Annotated in this window: 19 protein-coding genes, 1 tRNA gene and 2 pseudogenes; 9 read left to right on the plus strand and 13 right to left on the minus strand. The window is 60.0% G+C overall.

Going from position 1 to position 16,992, the window contains the following annotated elements; all coding sequences use genetic code 11:
• Positions 1-54 precede the first annotated feature (54 nt).
• Positions 55-1,137, minus strand: coding sequence for a PLP-dependent aminotransferase family protein (locus AC0L4F_RS07625; RefSeq protein ID WP_348524073.1), 1,083 nt, complete (start codon positions 1,135-1,137; stop codon positions 55-57).
• Positions 1,134-1,451: a winged helix-turn-helix domain-containing protein gene (locus AC0L4F_RS07630; protein ID WP_348524074.1), complete on the minus strand. Its 318-nt coding sequence runs from the start codon at positions 1,449-1,451 to the stop codon at positions 1,134-1,136. Before AC0L4F_RS07630 ends, AC0L4F_RS07625 begins: the two co-directional genes overlap by 4 nt.
• 95 nt (positions 1,452-1,546) lie before the next feature.
• Here AC0L4F_RS07630 and AC0L4F_RS07635 point away from each other — a divergent pair, with 95 nt between their 5' ends.
• Positions 1,547-1,777 carry a DUF1127 domain-containing protein gene (locus tag AC0L4F_RS07635; protein ID WP_244687029.1) on the plus strand — a complete coding sequence of 77 codons (231 nt, stop codon included), beginning with the start codon at positions 1,547-1,549 and terminating at the stop codon, positions 1,775-1,777.
• 164 nt (positions 1,778-1,941) lie between these two features.
• On the opposite strand, the gene AC0L4F_RS07640 is transcribed toward AC0L4F_RS07635, so the two are convergent.
• Positions 1,942-2,364, minus strand: a complete 423-nt coding sequence (locus AC0L4F_RS07640) for a PaaI family thioesterase (RefSeq protein WP_244687031.1) — start codon at positions 2,362-2,364, stop codon at positions 1,942-1,944.
• A 56-nt stretch (positions 2,365-2,420) separates the two neighbouring features.
• Here AC0L4F_RS07640 and AC0L4F_RS07645 point away from each other — a divergent pair, with 56 nt between their 5' ends.
• The 3 genes from AC0L4F_RS07645 to gluQRS are packed head-to-tail and all read left to right on the plus strand — an operon-like array spanning position 2,421 to position 5,472.
• On the plus strand, positions 2,421-3,206 hold the full coding sequence (locus AC0L4F_RS07645) for an enoyl-CoA hydratase (protein WP_244687033.1): 786 nt from the start codon (positions 2,421-2,423) through the stop codon (positions 3,204-3,206).
• Between the two features lie 41 nt (positions 3,207-3,247).
• On the plus strand, positions 3,248-4,603 hold the full coding sequence (gene trmFO, locus AC0L4F_RS07650) for a methylenetetrahydrofolate--tRNA-(uracil(54)-C(5))-methyltransferase (FADH(2)-oxidizing) TrmFO (protein ID WP_244687037.1): 1,356 nt from the start codon (positions 3,248-3,250) through the stop codon (positions 4,601-4,603).
• 26 nt (positions 4,604-4,629) lie between these two features.
• The gene (gene gluQRS, locus AC0L4F_RS07655) at positions 4,630-5,472 is read left to right on the plus strand and encodes a tRNA glutamyl-Q(34) synthetase GluQRS (protein WP_244687039.1); all 843 of its coding nucleotides are present in this window, start codon (positions 4,630-4,632) and stop codon (positions 5,470-5,472) included.
• A gap of 117 nt (positions 5,473-5,589) precedes the next feature.
• On the opposite strand, the gene AC0L4F_RS07660 is transcribed toward gluQRS, so the two are convergent.
• Positions 5,590-5,675 (minus strand) — tRNA-Leu (locus AC0L4F_RS07660).
• A gap of 101 nt (positions 5,676-5,776) precedes the next feature.
• Between AC0L4F_RS07660 and AC0L4F_RS07665 the strand changes: the two genes are divergently transcribed.
• The gene (locus AC0L4F_RS07665) at positions 5,777-6,355 is read left to right on the plus strand and encodes a YqaA family protein (RefSeq protein ID WP_244687041.1); all 579 of its coding nucleotides are present in this window, start codon (positions 5,777-5,779) and stop codon (positions 6,353-6,355) included.
• The gene (locus tag AC0L4F_RS07670; RefSeq protein ID WP_244687043.1) at positions 6,352-6,819 is read left to right on the plus strand and encodes a disulfide bond formation protein B; all 468 of its coding nucleotides are present in this window, start codon (positions 6,352-6,354) and stop codon (positions 6,817-6,819) included. The genes AC0L4F_RS07665 and AC0L4F_RS07670 overlap by 4 nt, the downstream gene beginning before the upstream one ends.
• A 25-nt stretch (positions 6,820-6,844) precedes the next feature.
• On the opposite strand, the gene AC0L4F_RS07675 is transcribed toward AC0L4F_RS07670, so the two are convergent.
• Positions 6,845-7,270 carry an Lrp/AsnC family transcriptional regulator gene (locus AC0L4F_RS07675; RefSeq protein ID WP_244687045.1) on the minus strand — a complete coding sequence of 142 codons (426 nt, stop codon included), beginning with the start codon at positions 7,268-7,270 and terminating at the stop codon, positions 6,845-6,847.
• 142 nt (positions 7,271-7,412) lie between these two features.
• On the opposite strand from AC0L4F_RS07675, the gene rocF reads away from it, so the two are divergent.
• Together rocF and AC0L4F_RS07685 are read left to right on the plus strand one after the other, a co-directional pair.
• Positions 7,413-8,336, plus strand: a complete 924-nt coding sequence (rocF, locus tag AC0L4F_RS07680; RefSeq protein WP_244687047.1) for an arginase — start codon at positions 7,413-7,415, stop codon at positions 8,334-8,336.
• An 11-nt stretch (positions 8,337-8,347) separates the two neighbouring features.
• Positions 8,348-9,406: an ornithine cyclodeaminase gene (locus tag AC0L4F_RS07685; protein WP_473446192.1), complete on the plus strand. Its 1,059-nt coding sequence runs from the start codon at positions 8,348-8,350 to the stop codon at positions 9,404-9,406.
• Between the two features lie 85 nt (positions 9,407-9,491).
• Here AC0L4F_RS07685 and AC0L4F_RS07690 read toward each other — a convergent pair whose 3' ends face one another.
• The 8 genes and pseudogenes from AC0L4F_RS07690 to purC all read right to left on the minus strand — a co-directional run bounded on the left by AC0L4F_RS07690 (position 9,492) and on the right by purC (position 16,294).
• Positions 9,492-10,142 carry an aminotransferase class IV gene (locus tag AC0L4F_RS07690; RefSeq protein WP_244687049.1) on the minus strand — a complete coding sequence of 217 codons (651 nt, stop codon included), beginning with the start codon at positions 10,140-10,142 and terminating at the stop codon, positions 9,492-9,494.
• Positions 10,100-10,924 carry an aminodeoxychorismate synthase component I gene (gene pabB, locus AC0L4F_RS07695; protein WP_244687051.1) on the minus strand — a complete coding sequence of 275 codons (825 nt, stop codon included), beginning with the start codon at positions 10,922-10,924 and terminating at the stop codon, positions 10,100-10,102. The genes AC0L4F_RS07690 and pabB overlap by 43 nt, the downstream gene beginning before the upstream one ends.
• Complete coding sequence (locus AC0L4F_RS07700; protein WP_244687053.1) at positions 10,828-11,235, minus strand: hypothetical protein; 408 nt, start codon at positions 11,233-11,235, stop codon at positions 10,828-10,830. The genes pabB and AC0L4F_RS07700 overlap by 97 nt, the downstream gene beginning before the upstream one ends.
• Before the next feature lie 66 nt (positions 11,236-11,301).
• Positions 11,302-12,638 (minus strand): annotated as a pseudogene (locus AC0L4F_RS07705) (sigma-54-dependent transcriptional regulator).
• A 25-nt stretch (positions 12,639-12,663) separates the two neighbouring features.
• A pseudogene (locus tag AC0L4F_RS07710) lies at positions 12,664-14,446 on the minus strand (sensor histidine kinase).
• 53 nt (positions 14,447-14,499) lie between these two features.
• A complete protein-coding gene (purQ, locus tag AC0L4F_RS07715; RefSeq protein ID WP_244687055.1) occupies positions 14,500-15,174 on the minus strand; it encodes a phosphoribosylformylglycinamidine synthase subunit PurQ in 675 nt (224 codons plus the stop codon).
• Between the two features lie 37 nt (positions 15,175-15,211).
• Positions 15,212-15,442, minus strand: a complete 231-nt coding sequence (gene purS, locus AC0L4F_RS07720; protein ID WP_244687057.1) for a phosphoribosylformylglycinamidine synthase subunit PurS — start codon at positions 15,440-15,442, stop codon at positions 15,212-15,214.
• Positions 15,443-15,532: 90 nt separating this feature from the next.
• A complete protein-coding gene (gene purC, locus AC0L4F_RS07725) occupies positions 15,533-16,294 on the minus strand; it encodes a phosphoribosylaminoimidazolesuccinocarboxamide synthase (RefSeq protein ID WP_244687060.1) in 762 nt (253 codons plus the stop codon).
• Between the two features lie 231 nt (positions 16,295-16,525).
• Here purC and AC0L4F_RS07730 point away from each other — a divergent pair, with 231 nt between their 5' ends.
• Complete coding sequence (locus AC0L4F_RS07730; RefSeq protein WP_244687062.1) at positions 16,526-16,840, plus strand: DUF1476 domain-containing protein; 315 nt, start codon at positions 16,526-16,528, stop codon at positions 16,838-16,840.
• The last annotated feature ends 152 nt before the right edge of the window (positions 16,841-16,992 follow it).

Raw genomic sequence — 16,992 nt, forward strand, 5'->3', positions numbered from 1 at the left:
CGAAATATTTGTTTGTTTACAATATCTTGCAAAATAGGTATCTATTTACCCCACTTAAACACCGATATTCTCCGGTGGATCGTCCAGCAATCGCCGCAACCGGTCCATTGCGGCCTCAAACGATTGAATTGTGATCTGGGCATTGACCGCGATGCGCACCGCATGTGGGACACGCGCATCGCGCAGGGCAAAATCTTCGGCGCTGCGAATTCGAAGCCCCTCGGCCTCGGCCGCCTGGCAAAATGCCGCCGCCCGCCACCCCGTCGGCAGACGCAGCCAGAAGAACGGGATGTTCTCATGCCATGTCAGATCATATCGCCCCAGCGCATTGACCGCCGCACGCACATAGCGCGCCACCTCTGCCTGAACCGCCCTGGCGGCATCCCGCGTGGCAGGATCGCTCAGCAGGATTTCCACCATTTCCGCCAATGGCCGTGACAGACCGAAAAATCCGTTTTCCGCCGCACGCCGCAGCGCATTTCCCCGCGATTTGGGCGCGACGGCAAAGCCGATGCGCAATGCCAGCGTCAAGGATTTCGAGATCGAGGCCACATAAAAGCTCTGGGATGGCAGCAACACACGATAGCTGGGCGAACTGGCCTCGCTCAGCCGGTAACATTCGTCTTCAAGGATATCAAAACCACAGCGTTCAGCCACTGCTGCAATCTCTTTTCGGCGCGCCAACGGCGTGTGCAACACTGTCGGGCTTTGCACCTCTGGCGAGGTACAAAGCAATTGTGCCGAATGCATTTGTGCAAGCCGCTCAAGCTCTTGCGGGATCAGCCCATGCGCGTCCATCGGCACCGGCACCACATCGGCGCGCAGCAATTCCGCCGCGCGACGAAAGCCGGGATAACACAGCTCTTCGACCAGAATGACCGGCCGCCGCCCGCGCAAGACACATTGCATCACCAGCGAAATGCCGTTCTGGCCGCCATGGGTGAGGACCACATCATTGGCATGGATCTGCCCCAGATGGCCAGCGTTCACCCAATTTGCCGCCGCCTGTCGCGCCGGTTCATAGGGTTTGGCCGCCGGATAGTTCAGAAAATCAACCTCGGCGCTCTCTGCCACCTGTCGCAATGCGCGCCGAATTAGCCCCACCTGCCCGACATCCGGCAGGCTGGGACTGGTCAAAGACACGGTATCCGAGTTCGGGTGGCATATTGTATCAAGAGCGGCGGAATATTGTTTGCATCCGGCGTCGGCGCAGCCACAAATGTACCCCGCCCGACCTCTGCGGTCAAAAGCCCCTCATCGGTCAGGACCGAATAGGCCCGCGCCACCGTGCCGGGCGTGATCTGCAAGGCCCAAGCCATCTCGCGCACCGGTGGAATCTTGCCGCCGACGGGCAACCTGCCGTCTGCAACTTTCTGCCGGATTGCTGCGGCCACGGCCCGATACTTTGGCCCCTCAAACTGCGATACATCATCAACCGAAATTGTACCCATCACAATAATTCCATAGACCAAAACCCCGCCGCATTGTATCCCATAGTTACGGCAAATAGCCGTATTGTGTCAATACAATTGGAAAGGACCCTCTCATGGCACACCACAACGCATCCTCCGCCCATGGACTCGGCTATCTTGATGGCCGCACCCTGACGCCGTTTACCACGGTGGCGCTGAAGATCGTCGTGGCGATCGCAAAATGGGAGGCCAACCGCCGAAGCCGCAACCATTTGAAACAACTCAGTGATCATCTTCTCGATGACATTGGCGTCACGCGCGACATGGCCGCGAAAGAGGTCGTTCGCCCGTTCTGGCGGGGTTAAGATCCCTGACCCTGTCAGACCTCTTCCTTGGCCCGGGCTATCCCGGGCCCTTTTTCAGTTTGCACTTCCCTATTGTCAGGATGGTTCCCATCTGCGCACCTGTCGCAGCCCAAATCCCGGACATGATCCGGGATCTCATGGCCTGACACACCTGCACCCCCAGATCAGCCCCGGGGCGGGATCGAATAGGTCAGATTGGCCCGCGCCACCGGCGCGCCTGTGCCTTCGGAAAACAACAGGCAATCGACAACGCTTAAACTGCGCCCCAGCTTCAACACCCGGAATTCGCCCAGCACATCCCCCCCCGCCACGGGTTTGCGCATGAAATCAATCGAACAATTGGTGGTCACCGCCAGCGCCTGCGGTCCGATACGCGCCATGGTCGCAACATAGGCCCCGACATCCGCCAGCGAAAACATTGCCGGCCCCGACACCGTGCCACCGGGGCGCAAATGCTGGTCCGACACATGTAGCCGCATCACCAAAAGATCCGGATCCATCCGGTCGATGGAAAACATGCCCCGCACCTGGGGAAACACCTTATCCAGAAAACTGGCCATCTCTTTGGCATCCATTTTGAGCGTCATGCTTTCCTCCGTACAATCCCCCGACTAAGCTGACCTGCAAATGGCAGGAGGGCAATATGGCGATTTTGGAACGGATCAACAGCGGCGCGGTGGCATATCTGACGATGAACGCGCCAGAACGGTTGAATGCGCTCAGCGATGAAATGCTGGCGGCGCTTCAGGCGCAGATTGATGCGCTGGCGGTGGATCAAACCATTCGGGTTGTGGTGATTTCTGGCACAGGCAAAGCATTCTGCGCCGGTCACGATCTGAAACAGATGACAGCGGGCCGGGCAAATCCCGACGGCGGTCGCGCCTATTTCGCCGATTTGTTCAACCGCTGTGCCAGCGTGATGACCGGGCTAACCCGCCTGCCCCAGCCGGTCATCGCCCAGGTGCATGGCATTGCCACCGCTGCCGGCTGTCAATTGGTCGCCAGTTGCGACATGGCCGTCGCCGCCGAAGGCACGCGGTTTGGCGTCAATGGCGTCAACATCGGACTGTTTTGTTCCACACCCATGGTCGCGCTGACCCGCAACATTCCCCGCAAGAAAGCGTTTGAGATGTTGACCACCGGCCAGTTCATCGAAGCCGATCAGGCCGAAAACCTTGGCCTGATCAACCGCGTGGTGCCCGCGGGCGCATTGGCGGCGGAAACCGCAGCACTGGCGGAACAGGTCGCCGCAAAACTGGCAACTGCGGTGCGAATTGGCAAAGAGACATTCTATGCCCAGGCCGAAATGGAACTGGACGCCGCCTATGCCCATGCGGGCCAGGTGATGGTGGACAATATGCTGGACAAGGACACCGCCGAGGGCATCAGCGCCTTTTTGGAAAAACGCGCACCGGGCTGGTCACAATAGCCCCCTTTGACATGCGCTGAAAACGGCGTATGTGGGCGGCCATGACACAAGAATTACATATCGTCGGCGGCGGCATGGCCGGATCCGAAGCGGCCTGGCAGGCGGCAAAACTGGGTGTGAACGTGGTGATCCACGAAATGCGCCCCAAGGTCGAAACCTTTGCCCATCGCACCGGCAATCTGGCGGAAATGGTCTGTTCCAATTCCTTCCGCTCGGATGATGACGAACAAAACGCCGTCGGGCTGCTGCATTGGGAAATGCGTTCTGCGGATGGCATCATCATGGCCACCGCTGACAAACACCGCCTGCCCGCCGGTGGTGCGCTGGCGGTTGACCGCGATCCCTTTGCCGAGGATGTGACCGCCGCGCTGACCGCCCTGCCCAATGTCCGGGTGGATTACGGCGAGATCACCGAATTGCCGCGCGACGGCCAGTGGATCATTGCCACCGGCCCGCTGACATCCGGCACCCTTGGCGAAGCCATCCGGGCCGAGACCGGCGCAGACGCATTGGCGTTTTTCGACGCCATCGCGCCGATTGTCTATGCCGACAGCATCGACATGACCAAGGCCTGGATGCAGTCACGCTATGACAAGGGCGAGACCGAGGAAGAGCAAAAAGCCTATCTCAACTGCCCGATGGACAAAGAGCAATACGAGGCGTTCATCGACGCCCTTCTGGCCGCCGACAAGACCGAGTTTCACGAAGGCGAAACCGCCGGATATTTCGACGGCTGCCTCCCGATCGAGGTGATGGCCGAACGCGGGCGCGAAACGCTGCGCTTTGGTCCGATGAAACCCGTGGGCCTGACCAACCCGCATCAACCCGATGTCAAAGCCTATGCCGTGGTGCAGCTGCGCCGCGATAACGCCCTGGGCACGCTCTATAATATTGTCGGTTTCCAGACCAAGATGAAATACGGCGCACAAAAAGAAGTGCTGCGCATGATCCCCGGTCTGGAAGACGCCAGTTTCGCCCGTCTTGGCGGTATCCACCGCAACACATTCATCAATTCCCCGACCTTGCTCGACAGCCAGATGCGGCTGAAATCGCAGCCAAATATCCGATTTGCCGGTCAGATCACCGGGGTCGAAGGCTATGTCGAAAGCGCCGCTATGGGGCTTCTGGCGGGCCGGATGGCGGCGGCGGACATCCTCGGGCATCCTTTGCCGGATGTGCCACAGGACAGCGCCATGGGCGCCCTGATCCACCACATCACCGGCGGGGCTGAAGCCAAGACATTTCAGCCGATGAACGTCAATTTTGGCCTGTTTCGCCCGGTTGACGGACTCAAAGGTGGACGGCGCGGACGCAAGGACCGCTACAAAGCCTATACCGACCGCGCCAAAGAAGCCTGGCAGGAATGGTTGGGTGCCTCCCGTTCAGATGCGGCCTGAAAAAAGCGGCATAAGGCGCTGAAATCATGACGTTTCGAACCAGATTTGCGCCTTCGCCCACCGGCCCCTTGCATCTGGGCCATGCCTTCTCTGCGCGTACCGCGTTTGACATGGCCCGGGCGCAGGGGGGCGTGTTTCACCTCAGGATCGACGACATCGACCAAAGCCGCGCGCGTCCCGAATGGGAGGCACAGATCATTGACGATCTGCATTGGCTTGGGCTGCATTGGCCGGATCCGGTCTGGCGTCAATCCGAGCGCAGCCAACAGTATCGCGACGCCCTGCAAACGCTTTGGGATCGTGGGCTGCTCTATCCCTGTACCTGCACCCGGCGCGACATTCAGGCCGCTGCAAACGCCCCGCAGGAAGGCGCGCCCATCCACGGACCCGACGGGATTGTCTATCCCGGCACCTGTCGTGGCGCGCGCCGCACCGGCGATATGCCGCAGGACACCGCGCTCAGACTGGACATCATGATGGCCGTGCAAGGCATAGAAAACAAACATTTTCATGAAACTCTAAACCACCCCGGACAGCACCGGATCGAAGCGGCGGATATGATCGACACAGTTGGTGATGTCGTGCTGAGCCGCCGGGACATGGCCGCGAGTTATCACCTTTCCATTGTGGTCGACGACGCAGAGCAAAAGATCACCGATGTCGTGCGTGGCGCAGACCTGTTTGAGGCGACGCGCATTCATGTGGTGCTGCAACACCTGCTTGGCCTGCCCACGCCGATGTATCACCATCACCGGTTGATCCGCGATAAGGCGGGCAAACGGCTGGCCAAACGCGATGATGCCCGCGCCATTGCCACCTATCGCGCCGAAGGCCGGACACCGCAGGATATTCGCCAGATGTGTGAATAACGGACAGGGCTATATGCCCATCGCGGACCATCTGCGGGATGACACAGCACCAAAAACGGAAAAACCGCCGATCCTGGGATCGGCGGTTTTCTCTTACACAGGGTAAACCTGTGATAGTGGTACCCAAGGCCGGACTCGAACCGGCACGCCCGTTAAGGCGGGGGATTTTGAATCCCCTGCGTCTACCATTCCGCCACTTGGGCACGGAAGATGTCTTTATCCTGTGATTCCAAGTTCGTCCAGAGGGGAATTGCTGATTTTATCCCTTCTTGACCCCGACCCGGTGCCATGCTCTGACGCCATCATGATGCGCCACCTGTATACCCGCACCCTGGCCCTGGCTGAGCACCCACATGCGTTGTGGTTTCTGGCCCTTGTTTCCTTTGTGGAAAGCTCGGTTTTTCCGATCCCGCCGGATGTGTTGATGATTCCGATGATTGTCGCCCGACCGTCGCGGGCCTGGTTGATTGCGCTGGTGGCGCTGGTGTCATCGGTGCTGGGCGGATTGCTGGGCTATGCGATTGGCGCGTTCTTTTACGACAGTCTCGGCCAGCCGATTCTGGCCGCCCTGGGCAAGGGCGATGCGATTGCCGAATTCAACACCCGGTTCAATGACTTTGGCTTCTGGGCGGTGCTGGTCGCCGGGATCACGCCCTTTCCCTATAAGGTGATCACGATCATGTCGGGCTGGACCGGGATGCCGTTGATGACCTTCCTGATCACCTCCATAATTGCGCGGGGGATTCGGTTCTTTCTGGTGGCGGGGCTACTGTATTACTTTGGCGCGCCGATCCGGGATTTTATCGAACGTCGGCTTGGGCTGGCGTTGACCCTGTTCATGGCCGTGTTGATCGGCGGATTTCTTGTGGTGAAGTTTCTATGACCCGAAAAATGTACATCTCTCTGGCCACTTTGGGGTCTGTCGCATTGCTTGGCGGGGCCTTTGTGTTTCAGGCCTTGGGCTGGGCGCCCTGTGCCATGTGCCTGTGGCAGCGCTGGCCGCATGCGGCGGCGATCCTGATCGGGGCATTGGCATTGCTGTTTCCGGGGCGAGTGTTGCCCGTCTTCGGCGCACTGGCGGCGGCCGCGACGGCGGGGATCGCAATTTACCACAGCGGGGTCGAGCGCAAATATTGGCTGGGCCCGTCCAGCTGTACCGGAAACGGCAATGCGCTGGGTGATCTGAGCGGTGGCGATCTTTTGCCCGGCGGCAGTGATGTGCCGGCACTGGTGATGTGTGACGCGTTTGATCCCTTTTTGTTTGGGCTGACCATGGCCAATTGGAATGCGATCTTTTCGATCCTGCTGGTGCTTGTCTGGCTGCGCGCGGCGCGCGCAACAAGCTGACAGGGTAACCTGCGCGCCCCTTGCGTTAGCCGGATTTTCGGGTGGCCAGCAACAGACTGGTTTCAGAATTCGCGACACCATCCAGCCGCCGGATATGGGCCAGAACCTTGTCCAATTCTTCCAGCGTGGCGGCACCGATCTCGGCGATGATATCCCAACGTCCGTTGGTGGAATGCAGCGCGCGCACCTCTGGCATGCCGTGTAGCTGGCGGGTGATGCGGTCGGTGCCCCGCCCCTCGATCCCGATCATCATCAGTCCGCGCACCGGATCGCGCGCAGTATCGCCGCGCAGCACCACGGTGAAGCCGACGATATCCCCCCGGATTTGCAAACGTTCGATCCGTGACCGCACCGTCGTGCGCGAAAGCCCCAGTTGCGCCGCCAGATCCGACAGCGAGGCACGCGCATTGTGGCGCAAGGCGGCAATCAGTTTTTGATCTGTGTCGTCCATTTCGGAACTTTCAGCTTTCGTTTTGATAAATGACTGCGCGATACGGCCACTTTGACCGCTGCAATGCAACCGTTTTTTCCGCAATACTGTCTGCAACCCGCGACACAGCCCTTGAACAAGGCCCCGTAACAAGGATTGCAAGATGAAGCCCAAAACCTGCCTTTTGATTGGTGCGCCGATGGACAGCGGCGCACGACGTGATGGTTGCCTGATGGGGCCGGATGCCTTTCGCACCGCCGGGCTGGCACGCGCGCTGCGTGATCTGGGCCTGAAGGTGATTGATGATGGCAACCTCAGCCCGGCCAGCCACCCCGAGGACACCGGCGAAACCCGCCTGCACAAACCTCAGGAAACCATTGCCTGGACCTATCGGCTGATGCGCGAGGCGGAACAGGCGATGACGCGCGGGCTGCCGATTTTTCTGGGTGGCGATCACGCGATTTCATTGGGCACGGTGCCCGGCGTTGCGGCCCATGCCGCCGCCAAGGGCCGTCCGCAGTTTGTTCTGTGGCTGGATGCCCATAGCGATTTTCACACTGCCGACACCACAACCTCTGGCAATCTGCACGGCACGTCGCTGGCCTATGCCACCGGTCGGTCCGGCTTTGCCGGTTTTCCGAAGGTGACAACGCCGGTGCCCGAAGAAAACATTTGTATCATCGGGCTGCGTTCGGTTGATCCGGCAGAACGGGCGATGTTGCAGGACAGCAACGTGCTTTATCACGACATGCGCTCGATTGATGAAAACGGCATTGGCCTGCCGCTGACCGCCTTTCTCGACCGGGTGGCCGCCGCAGGTGGCGCATTGCATGTGTCGCTGGATGTCGACTTCCTCGACCCGGCGGTGGCCCCTGCTGTGGGCACCACCGTGCCCGGCGGCGTCACCATCCGCGAGGCGCATCTGGTGATGGAGCTGATCTGTGACAGTGGGCTCATGACCTCGATGGATATGGTCGAATTGAACCCCTTTCTTGATGAACGCGGCCGCACTGCGCAGGTGATGGTCGATCTTGCGGCATCAGCCCTTGGCCGCCGTGTCTTTGACCGCCCGACACGGGCCTATTGATGAGTGGTGAAATGATGAAATCCAACGCGCTGCAACCCTCGGGCAAGGCCCTCGTGCCGTTTGTCTCGGTCGACAACATGATGCGGCTGATCCACCATATCGGGGTGGAACCGATGCTGACGGCACTGGCGGGCTACGTCGAAGATGATTTCCGCCGCTGGGAGCTTTTTGACAAGACCCCGCGCGTGGCATCGCATTCCGATGTCGGGGTGATCGAGCTGATGCCGACCTCGGATGGCGAGGCCTATGGCTTCAAATACGTCAATGGCCACCCCAAGAATACCAAGGAGGGTCTGCAAACCGTAACCGCCTTTGGGCTTCTGGCGGATGTCTATACCGGATATCCGGTGCTGCTGACCGAGATGACCATCCTGACCGCGATGCGCACGGCGGCGACATCGGCGATGGCGGCGAAATTCCTCGCGCCGAAGGGCGCGACAACCATGGCGATGATCGGCAATGGTGCGCAGGCGGAATTTCAGACCCTGGCGATGAAGGCCATCGTCGGCATCGCCAGCGTGCGGCTGTTCGACATCGATTCCAAGGCAACCGAGAAAGTCGCGCGCAATCTGGCGTCCTCTGGTCTGACCGTCGTGGCCTGCGACAGCGCGGAAGAGGCCATCGAAGGCGCGCAGATCCTGACCACCTGTACCGCCGACAAACAGAACGCCACCATCCTGACCGACAACATGGTCGGCAGCGGCGTGCATATCAACGCCATTGGCGGTGACTGCCCGGGCAAGACGGAATTGCACCGCGATATTGTCGCCCGCGCCGATATGTTCGTGGAATATCCGCCCCAGACCCGCATCGAGGGCGAGTTGCAGCAGATGCCGGACGACCACCCCTTTACCGAATTGTGGCAAGTGATCACCGGAACGGCACAGGGCCGCCGCGACGCGCGTCAGGTCACGCTGTTTGATTCGGTCGGTTTCGCGATCGAAGACTTCAGCGCCCTGCGGTTCATCCGCGACCAGATCCGGGACACGGATTACTACATGGATCTCGATCTGTTGGCCGATCCAGACGATCCGCGCGATCTGTTCGGGATGCTGATGCGGTCGGCCTAGGGATTTGGACGGGGTGCCAGATGGGGGCGCTGCCCCCGCCCGGCTGTGCCGGACTCCCCCGGGATATTTTTGAACAGAAGAAGGTTCAGACCGTCCATGGGGCCAGTTCGGCGACCTCGATCACCCCGCGCAGCGCGTTGCAGAGCCGGATACGGGGGGCCGCCCGCAGATCCGCTTCGGTGATGGCAGCAACGCGCATTTCGCCGCGTGCCAAAAGCTCGGCGCGCATCACGCCGGGCAGAACGCCATCGGACAGCGGCGGGGTGATCCAGCCGCCGTCGCGGGCGATCATCAGATTGGTGATCGTCCCCTCGCAGGCATGTCCCCGGTCGTTCAGGAAAACCGCCTCGTCGATGCCTTTGGGCAATGCGGCGCGGGTTTGGTCATAAAGCTGACGTTGGGTGGATTTCACCCGCAACCACGCATTGCCGCTGTTCAATTGCACCGGGGCAATTGCCACCCGCCAACGGTCTGCGGTTGCAGGCACGGGATGCGATGTCAGCTCCAGCCGCCCTGCCCGGTCCGAGGTCAGCCGCAGGCGCTGCGGCGCGTCCCCGACCACCCCGGCCAGTTCCGCATCAAACCCGGCAGGATCAAAACCAAACCCCAACCGCCGCGCCGACAGGCAGAGCCGGTCGCGGTGCCGCCGTGCAAGGGCGACGCCGGTCCCGGGCCGCCACAGCATGGTTTCGATCAGGCGGGTTCCGTCAGGGATGTCGCGAAACGGCTTTTCCACAGAGCCTCCTCATATTCTGATGCGGCGGTGCTGTCCCAGACAAGGCCGCCGCCAACGTTCAGCACCGCTACGCCATGTTCGACCAGAAGCGTGCGGATCGCCACATTGAATTCGGCCCGCCCGTCCGGCGCGGCCCAACCGATGGTGCCGCAATAGACCTCGCGCGGGGTGTCTTCGAGGTTGCGGATGATTTCCATCGCCCGGATCTTGGGCGCGCCGGTGATCGACCCACAGGGAAACAAGGCCCGCAGGATCTCTGGCAATCCGATGCCCGGACGCAATTCCGCTTCGATCTGGCTGACCATTTGATGGAGGGTGGCGTAGGTTTCGATCTTGAACAATTCCGGCACTTTGACCGTGCCGGGCCGCGCCAGTCGCGACAGGTCATTGCGCAGGAGATCGACGATCATCAGATTTTCGGCCAGGTTCTTTTCATCCCGCGCCAGCCCATCGCGATAGATGGCATCGGTTTCGGCACAAAGCCCGCGCGGGGCGGTGCCCTTCATCGGGCGGGTGGCGATGCGTCCCGAGGCGTCACAGCGAAAGAACAATTCTGGCGAGCGCGACAGGATGGCGGGCAAACCGTCAATTTCAAGCAGCGCACCATAAGACACCGGCTGGCGATGGGCCAACAGGGCATAAAGCGCCCCGGCGCTGCCGGTCGCCCTTGCCCGCATCGGCATCGTCAGATTGGCCTGATAGATATCGCCAGCCGCGATAAAATCATGCACCCGGTCAAAGGCCGTTCGATAGCGCGCCAGATCCCAGTCCGGGTGGAACACCCCCAGATCCGCGCGGCGGTGCAGTGCAGGTCCGGCGCGGGCGTTGGCCCGTCAAAGCAGCCAAACATCAGCAACGGCATCCGGCGGTTTTCCGGCATCAACGCCGCCAATCGGGGCTCTAACGCATAGCCCAGTTCGTAACTTGCAAATCCTGCCAGCCAGCGCCCGGCGGCCTGTGCCGCCGTCATGGCCGCCAATGCGGCCGGCACGTCACTTGCCGTATGCGCGACAATCACCTCTGAAGGCCGGTCGAACACCACCGAACCTTTGGCCGTCTCATGCTGGGGGCCAGTATCAAACCGAATGCGCATTGCGTCCGCTGTTGGCAGAAACCGCACCGAGGCTCAAGCCGTCATGACCCCCGGTGCGATGCTTTGTCAGCCAAGGTAATCCGAGCGCGAAAGCCCGTATTTGGCCATTTTCTCGTTCAAGGTGCGGCGCGGCAGGCAGAGTTCATCCATCACCGAAGCGATAGAGCCTTTGTGGCGGCGCATGGTGTTGTCGATCAACATGCGTTCAAACGCCTCGACATATTCCTTTAACGGCTTGCCCTCGGTGGTCATCACCGGTTGCATTTCCTCATGATCATTCATCAAGAGCGAGGCAATGGTGCCCGACCCGCGCCGCGATTGCAGCACCGCCCGTTCGGCCACATTGATCAACTGGCGCACGTTGCCCGGCCAGGGGGCCTGTAGCAATTGCGCGGCCTCTTGTGCCGAAACTTCGGGCGTTTCGCAGCCATATTCATCGGCAAATTGTTCACTCAGCCGGGTGAACAGCGTCAGAATATCCTCGCCGCGCTGGCGCAGCGGTGGCACCGTGATGCGCAGGGCAGCAAGACGATAAAACAGGTTGGGCTTCAACACATCTTCGGTGGTCTTGTCCTGTTCCTGCATGTTGGAAATAGCAACAAAGCGGGTTTCGGCGGCGTGCCCTGTTCATTGATAAAGCTCAGCAATCTGGCTTGGTTCGCCTCGCTCAGCGCCTCGACATCCTCCAGCACCAAAGTGCCGCCGCGCGCCTCTTCGACGGCGGGAAGCCGGGCCTCGTCCGGTTGCACCGGGCCGAACAACCGCCGCGCCAGCGCCTCTTCCTCCAGGGCGGCACAGCTGACCAGCACGAATTTCTTGCCCGCACGGCTGCCCACCGCATGCAGGGCATGTGCGACCAGGGTCTTGCCGGTGCCGGTTTCCCCGTCGATCAGGACATGCCCATCGGCCTGCCCCAGATCCAGAATATCCTCGCGCAGACGTTCCATCACCGGGCTGGCACCGATCAGCTTTTTCATCAGCTGGCCGCCGTCCGACAATTCACGCCGCAACAGCCGGTTGTCCAACGTCAGCCGGCGCATGTTGACCGCCTTTTTGGCCAGCTGGCTCATCTTGTCCGGGTTGAATGGTTTTTCCAGAAAATCAAACGCCCCCAGGCGCATGGCCTCGACCGCCATTGGTACATCCCCGTGGCCGGTGATCATGATGACCGGCAGCGCGCTGTCGGTGCCCATCAGCCGTTTCAGGAATTGCATCCCGTCCATGCCGGGCATGCGAATATCGGTGATCACAATCCCGGGATAATCCGGCGTCAGTGATTTCAGCGCGTCTTCGGCGCTGGCAAATGTTTCTGTGTCATACCCTGACAGGGCCAACCATTGACCTATGGATTGGCGCATGTCCTGTTCGTCATCGACGATGGCGATTTTCATCAACTTGGCCATGATGCCCTCACAATTTCAAAAAATTTCACTCTGCGGCTTCTGCGTCTGCAGTGTCATTTAGGATCGGCAACTGCATTTCAAATACGGCGCCGACTTCTTCGCCGTTTCGGGCGGTTAACCGCCCACCCAGGTCACTGACAATCCCGGAAGAGATCGCAAGCCCAAGGCCCACCCCCTCGCCCGGTTGTTTTGTGGTATAGAACGGTTCGAACAGCGCATCGAGATCATCAATCCCATGGCCGTTGTCACGTACGGTCAGGGTCGCGGTTTCCCCCCCGAAAGGATCACCTCAAGCTGTGGATCACGCATGCCCTTGGTGGCATCCAACGCATTGCGCAACAGGTTCACCATGACCTGTTCCACCCGCACCCGATCCGCCATCACGCGCACGGGCTGTGGCGGCAAGACGCGGGTCAAATCCACATGCCGCTGCTTCAACTGCGGCTCCATCATCGCCAGTGCCGAGGCAAGGCTGTCGCCCATATCAACCGGGCTGAGCACCTCGCCGCCCTTGCGGGCATAGCTTTTCAATTGCCGGGTGATCGCGCCCATCCGGTCCAGCAAATCATCCACCCGGGCAAAAGACGAAAGCGCCTCGTCCGGGCGATTGCGATTGATCAACAGGCGCGCACCGGCAAGATAGGTTTTCATCGCCGCCAGCGGCTGGTTCAGCTCATGGCTGACTGCGGCGGACATTTCCCCAAGGGCCGCAAGTTTCGAACTTTGCGCCAGGGTCTGTTCCGCCACCGCCAGGGTTTTCTGCACCCGTTCGCGTTCGGCAATCTCACGCTGAAGCCGCAGGTTCAATTTGCGCAGCTCTACCGATTCCCGTTGAAACAATGCCATGCGCAGCGCGGTTTTCCGGCTGAGGAAATAGAAGGTCAGCGCCAGCAACATGGCAAAGCCCATGATTTCCATCGCCAGCACAGTGTTCACCTTTTCGCGTACCGACGTGTAGGGCGTGAACGACGCGATCCGCCAGCCACGAAACGGTATCCGCCCCTCCATCCGCAACACCGCTTCGCCCTTTAGATAGGCATCCGCAGGCACTGCGGTCCAATCCGATGTCGCGCGGATCGCCCGTTCAATGGCGCTGTCCGCCGGTTCACGTTGCAGCGCCACCTGTTCCGACAGACCGCGCCAGCGCGGCTCTGTGGCCAGCACAATGATGCCTTCGCTGTCGGAAATTAGGATCGCATCGGAAATTCCCGCCCAGGCGCGTTCGAATTTCTGCAAGTCGACCTCAACAACAATCACCCCGACCAGGCCACCGTTGCTTTCAATCCGGCGGGAATACACAAACCTAAATCCCCCGCCTCGCGCTGGATTGAGGAAAACACCGTCGCGTTGGATCGCAACGCGCTGACGAAATAGGCCTCTTGCCGATGGGTCGAGCCCAGAATGTTGCGGTCGGTGGCCGCCACTGCGCGGCCATCCCCATCAAGAAGCACCAGAGACGCGGCGCCGATCTCATCCACGAATGAGATAAGCCGTTGGGTAGACTGGGAATAATCCGCCGAATTCAACGCACCGATCAGGGCCGGGTCACGCGCCAGAAGCTGGGGCACAATCGAATTGCGCCGCAGTTCGGACAGCACATTGCCGGAATAAAGCGCCAGGCGCAGCTCTGCCCGGTTGCGGGTGGTTTCGGTGAAACGGTCGGTCAGCAGCCGATTGGTGAACCAGACGGTGGTCACCGCCAGCAACAACAACACCACAAGCGCCAGCCGCACCCGCCACGACAGCGGCCCGCTGCGGCGCAACAGCCCCTCGCGGGGGCCCAACAACTTGCGTGATTTGCGTTTCATGCGCCAGAGTCTACGCCGCAGACGCGGCGCGCTCAAGCGACAGTGATGTGATCTCAGGCGGTTACTTGCCCAAGTGCGGCGGTCAACGCATCAAACATCGCCTTGCCGTCGGAATTGCCATGGGCCGGTTCTGCGGCGCGCTCGGGATGGGGCATCATGCCCAGCACCCGGCGATTTTCCGACAGGACACCGGCGATATCGCGTGCCGAGCCATTGGGATTGTCGCCATAACGAAACGCGACCCGATCTTCGCCTTCAAGCGCATCCAGGGTGGCCGCATCCGCATAATAATTGCCATCATGGTGGGCGATCGGAATCTGAATTTCCGCACCTTTTTCATAGCCTTGGGTGAATACGCTGTCCTCGGTCGCAACCACCAGCGGCACGGTGCGACAGATGTATTTCAACCCGGCATTGCGCAGCAATGCGCCCGGCAACAACCCGGTTTCGGTCAGAACCTGAAACCCGTTGCAGACCCCGATGACGTAGCCACCAGCCTCGGCATGGGTCTTCAGCTCGCGGCAAATCGGCGAATTTGCGGCAATCGCCCCACAGCGCAGATAATCGCCATAGGAAAACCCGCCCGGCACCCCGACAATATCCACACCTTCCGGCAGGCTATGATCCTTGTGCCAGACCATCGAGACATCGAACCCGGCCCGTTCGAACCCGACAGCCATGTCGCGATCACAATTCGACCCCGGAAAGACCAGTACGGCAGCTTTCATGACGACATTCCTTATCCGCAAACCCCGCAGGGTGGGCTTAGCCCAATTCGATCCGATAGCTTTCGATCACGGTATTCGCCAAAAGTTTTTCACACATCTCGGCGACCTGGGCTTCCGTGGTGCCGTCGGCCAGATCAAGGTCAATCACCTTGCCCTGACGCACGCCATTCACCCCATCAAACCCAAGCGCCCCAAGCGCATGGCGCACCGCTTCGCCCTGGGGGTCCAGCACACCATTCTTCAGCATCACATGCACACGCGCTTTCATCCGCACCGTTCCTCTGTCACATCCCGCAGCCAGGCTGGCGGGCTTCTTCTCTTGTCAAATACGCAATTCCACCCGAAGATACGGGCGCAATCAGTTGATAAGTTTCGGTTTTTCCATCGGCGTCGCATTGCGGGGCATGACGCCCAAACGTGTTGCGACCTCGGTATAGGCATCGGTCAACGATCCCAGATCCTGACGGAACACATCCTTGTCCAGCTTCTTGCCGGATTCGATGTCCCACAAACGACAGCTGTCGGGGCTGATTTCATCCGCGACGATAAGACGCTGGAAATCACCGTCAAAAATCCGGCCGATCTCGATCTTGAAATCCACCAGACGAATGCCGACACCATACATCAAACCCGACAGGTAATCGTTCACCCGCAACGCAAGGCTGAGGATGTCATCCATATCTTGTGGGCTGGCCCAGCCAAAGGCGGCGATATGTTCTTCGGTGACCAGCGGATCGCCCAGATCATCATCCTTGTAGCAATATTCGACGATCGGCCGCGGCAGGCGCGTGCCCTCTTCGATGCCCAACCGTTTTGACAGCGATCCGGCCGCATAATTGCGCACGATGATTTCCAGCGGCACAATTTCACAGGCTTTCACCAGTTGTTCCCGCATATTCAAACGCTTGAGAAAATGCGTCGGCACGCCAACCTCGTTCAGGCCGGTCATGAAAAACTCGCTCAGGCGGTTGTTCAACACGCCCTTGCCGTCAATCACGTCTTTTTTCTGCGCATTGAAAGCGGTGGCGTCATCTTTGAAATACTGCACGATGGTGCCAGGTTCCGGGCCTTCATAAAGGATCTTGGCCTTGCCTTCGTAAATCTTCTTGCGACGCGCCATTTCGCGAACTCTCCTGCAATGCGCGGATTGGGCCAAGTCCCGCCGCGCGTGGGCTCTCTTACGCCATGCTCTTGATTGTCGCAAGGCAACCCGGTGACCTGGGGCCGTTCCAGGCCCGCGCGAGCGGACCGATGTAACTGTATACGCTGTCGCAGGTGCCGCGTTCCCCTTGCGAAGTGACGCGCGCAACGGCATATCTTGGGCAACCCTATTGTCACCAGAGGACGGACCATGACCACATTCGACGATCGCGAAAGCGCTTTCGAAAACAAATTCGCCCATGACGAAGAAATGAACTTCCGCGCCGAAGCGCGCCGCAACAAGCTGGTTGGTCTTTGGGCCGCTGGTCTTCTGGGCAAATCCGGCGATGAGGCCGACGCCTATGCCAAGGAAGTCGTGAAATCGGATTTTGAAGAAGCCGGCATCGAAGATGTGGTGCGCAAGTTGACCGCAGATCTGGGCGACAAAGCCACCGATGCCGAAATCCGCGCCAAAATGGTGGAAATGCTGGTCGAAGCCAAAGGCCAGATCCTCAGCGGCCTCTGATTTCGCCGCAAATCGGTTTTACAACGGCCCCGGATTTCAGGGGCCGTTTTTTGTTTGACCGCTGCGATCCTCATAATCATCTTGAAAATTATGTATTTGCGTCATGTGAGCCGCTGTGGCATCCGCGCAATCATGCCTGACAGGAAAGATCA

The sequence above is a fragment of the Marinovum sp. J2-8 genome (assembly GCF_055808435.1).

Bases quoted from the DNA above. Each gene is read 5' to 3' on its own strand.
- AC0L4F_RS07630 (WP_348524074.1), bottom strand. From the start codon at position 1,451: ATGGGTACAATTTCGGTTGATGATGTATCGCAGTTTGAGGGGCCAAAG.
- AC0L4F_RS07635 (WP_244687029.1), top strand. From the start codon at position 1,547: ATGGCACACCACAACGCATCCTCCGCCCATGGACTCGGCTATCTTGAT.
- AC0L4F_RS07640 (WP_244687031.1), bottom strand. From the start codon at position 2,364: ATGACGCTCAAAATGGATGCCAAAGAGATGGCCAGTTTTCTGGATAAG.
- AC0L4F_RS07645 (WP_244687033.1), top strand. From the start codon at position 2,421: ATGGCGATTTTGGAACGGATCAACAGCGGCGCGGTGGCATATCTGACG.
- trmFO (WP_244687037.1), top strand. From the start codon at position 3,248: ATGACACAAGAATTACATATCGTCGGCGGCGGCATGGCCGGATCCGAA.
- gluQRS (WP_244687039.1), top strand. From the start codon at position 4,630: ATGACGTTTCGAACCAGATTTGCGCCTTCGCCCACCGGCCCCTTGCAT.
- AC0L4F_RS07665 (WP_244687041.1), top strand. From the start codon at position 5,777: ATGATGCGCCACCTGTATACCCGCACCCTGGCCCTGGCTGAGCACCCA.
- AC0L4F_RS07670 (WP_244687043.1), top strand. From the start codon at position 6,352: ATGACCCGAAAAATGTACATCTCTCTGGCCACTTTGGGGTCTGTCGCA.
- AC0L4F_RS07675 (WP_244687045.1), bottom strand. From the start codon at position 7,270: ATGGACGACACAGATCAAAAACTGATTGCCGCCTTGCGCCACAATGCG.
- rocF (WP_244687047.1), top strand. From the start codon at position 7,413: ATGAAGCCCAAAACCTGCCTTTTGATTGGTGCGCCGATGGACAGCGGC.
- AC0L4F_RS07685 (WP_473446192.1), top strand. From the start codon at position 8,348: ATGATGAAATCCAACGCGCTGCAACCCTCGGGCAAGGCCCTCGTGCCG.
- AC0L4F_RS07700 (WP_244687053.1), bottom strand. From the start codon at position 11,235: ATGCGCATTCGGTTTGATACTGGCCCCCAGCATGAGACGGCCAAAGGT.
- purQ (WP_244687055.1), bottom strand. From the start codon at position 15,174: ATGAAAGCTGCCGTACTGGTCTTTCCGGGGTCGAATTGTGATCGCGAC.
- purS (WP_244687057.1), bottom strand. From the start codon at position 15,442: ATGAAAGCGCGTGTGCATGTGATGCTGAAGAATGGTGTGCTGGACCCC.
- purC (WP_244687060.1), bottom strand. From the start codon at position 16,294: ATGGCGCGTCGCAAGAAGATTTACGAAGGCAAGGCCAAGATCCTTTAT.
- AC0L4F_RS07730 (WP_244687062.1), top strand. From the start codon at position 16,526: ATGACCACATTCGACGATCGCGAAAGCGCTTTCGAAAACAAATTCGCC.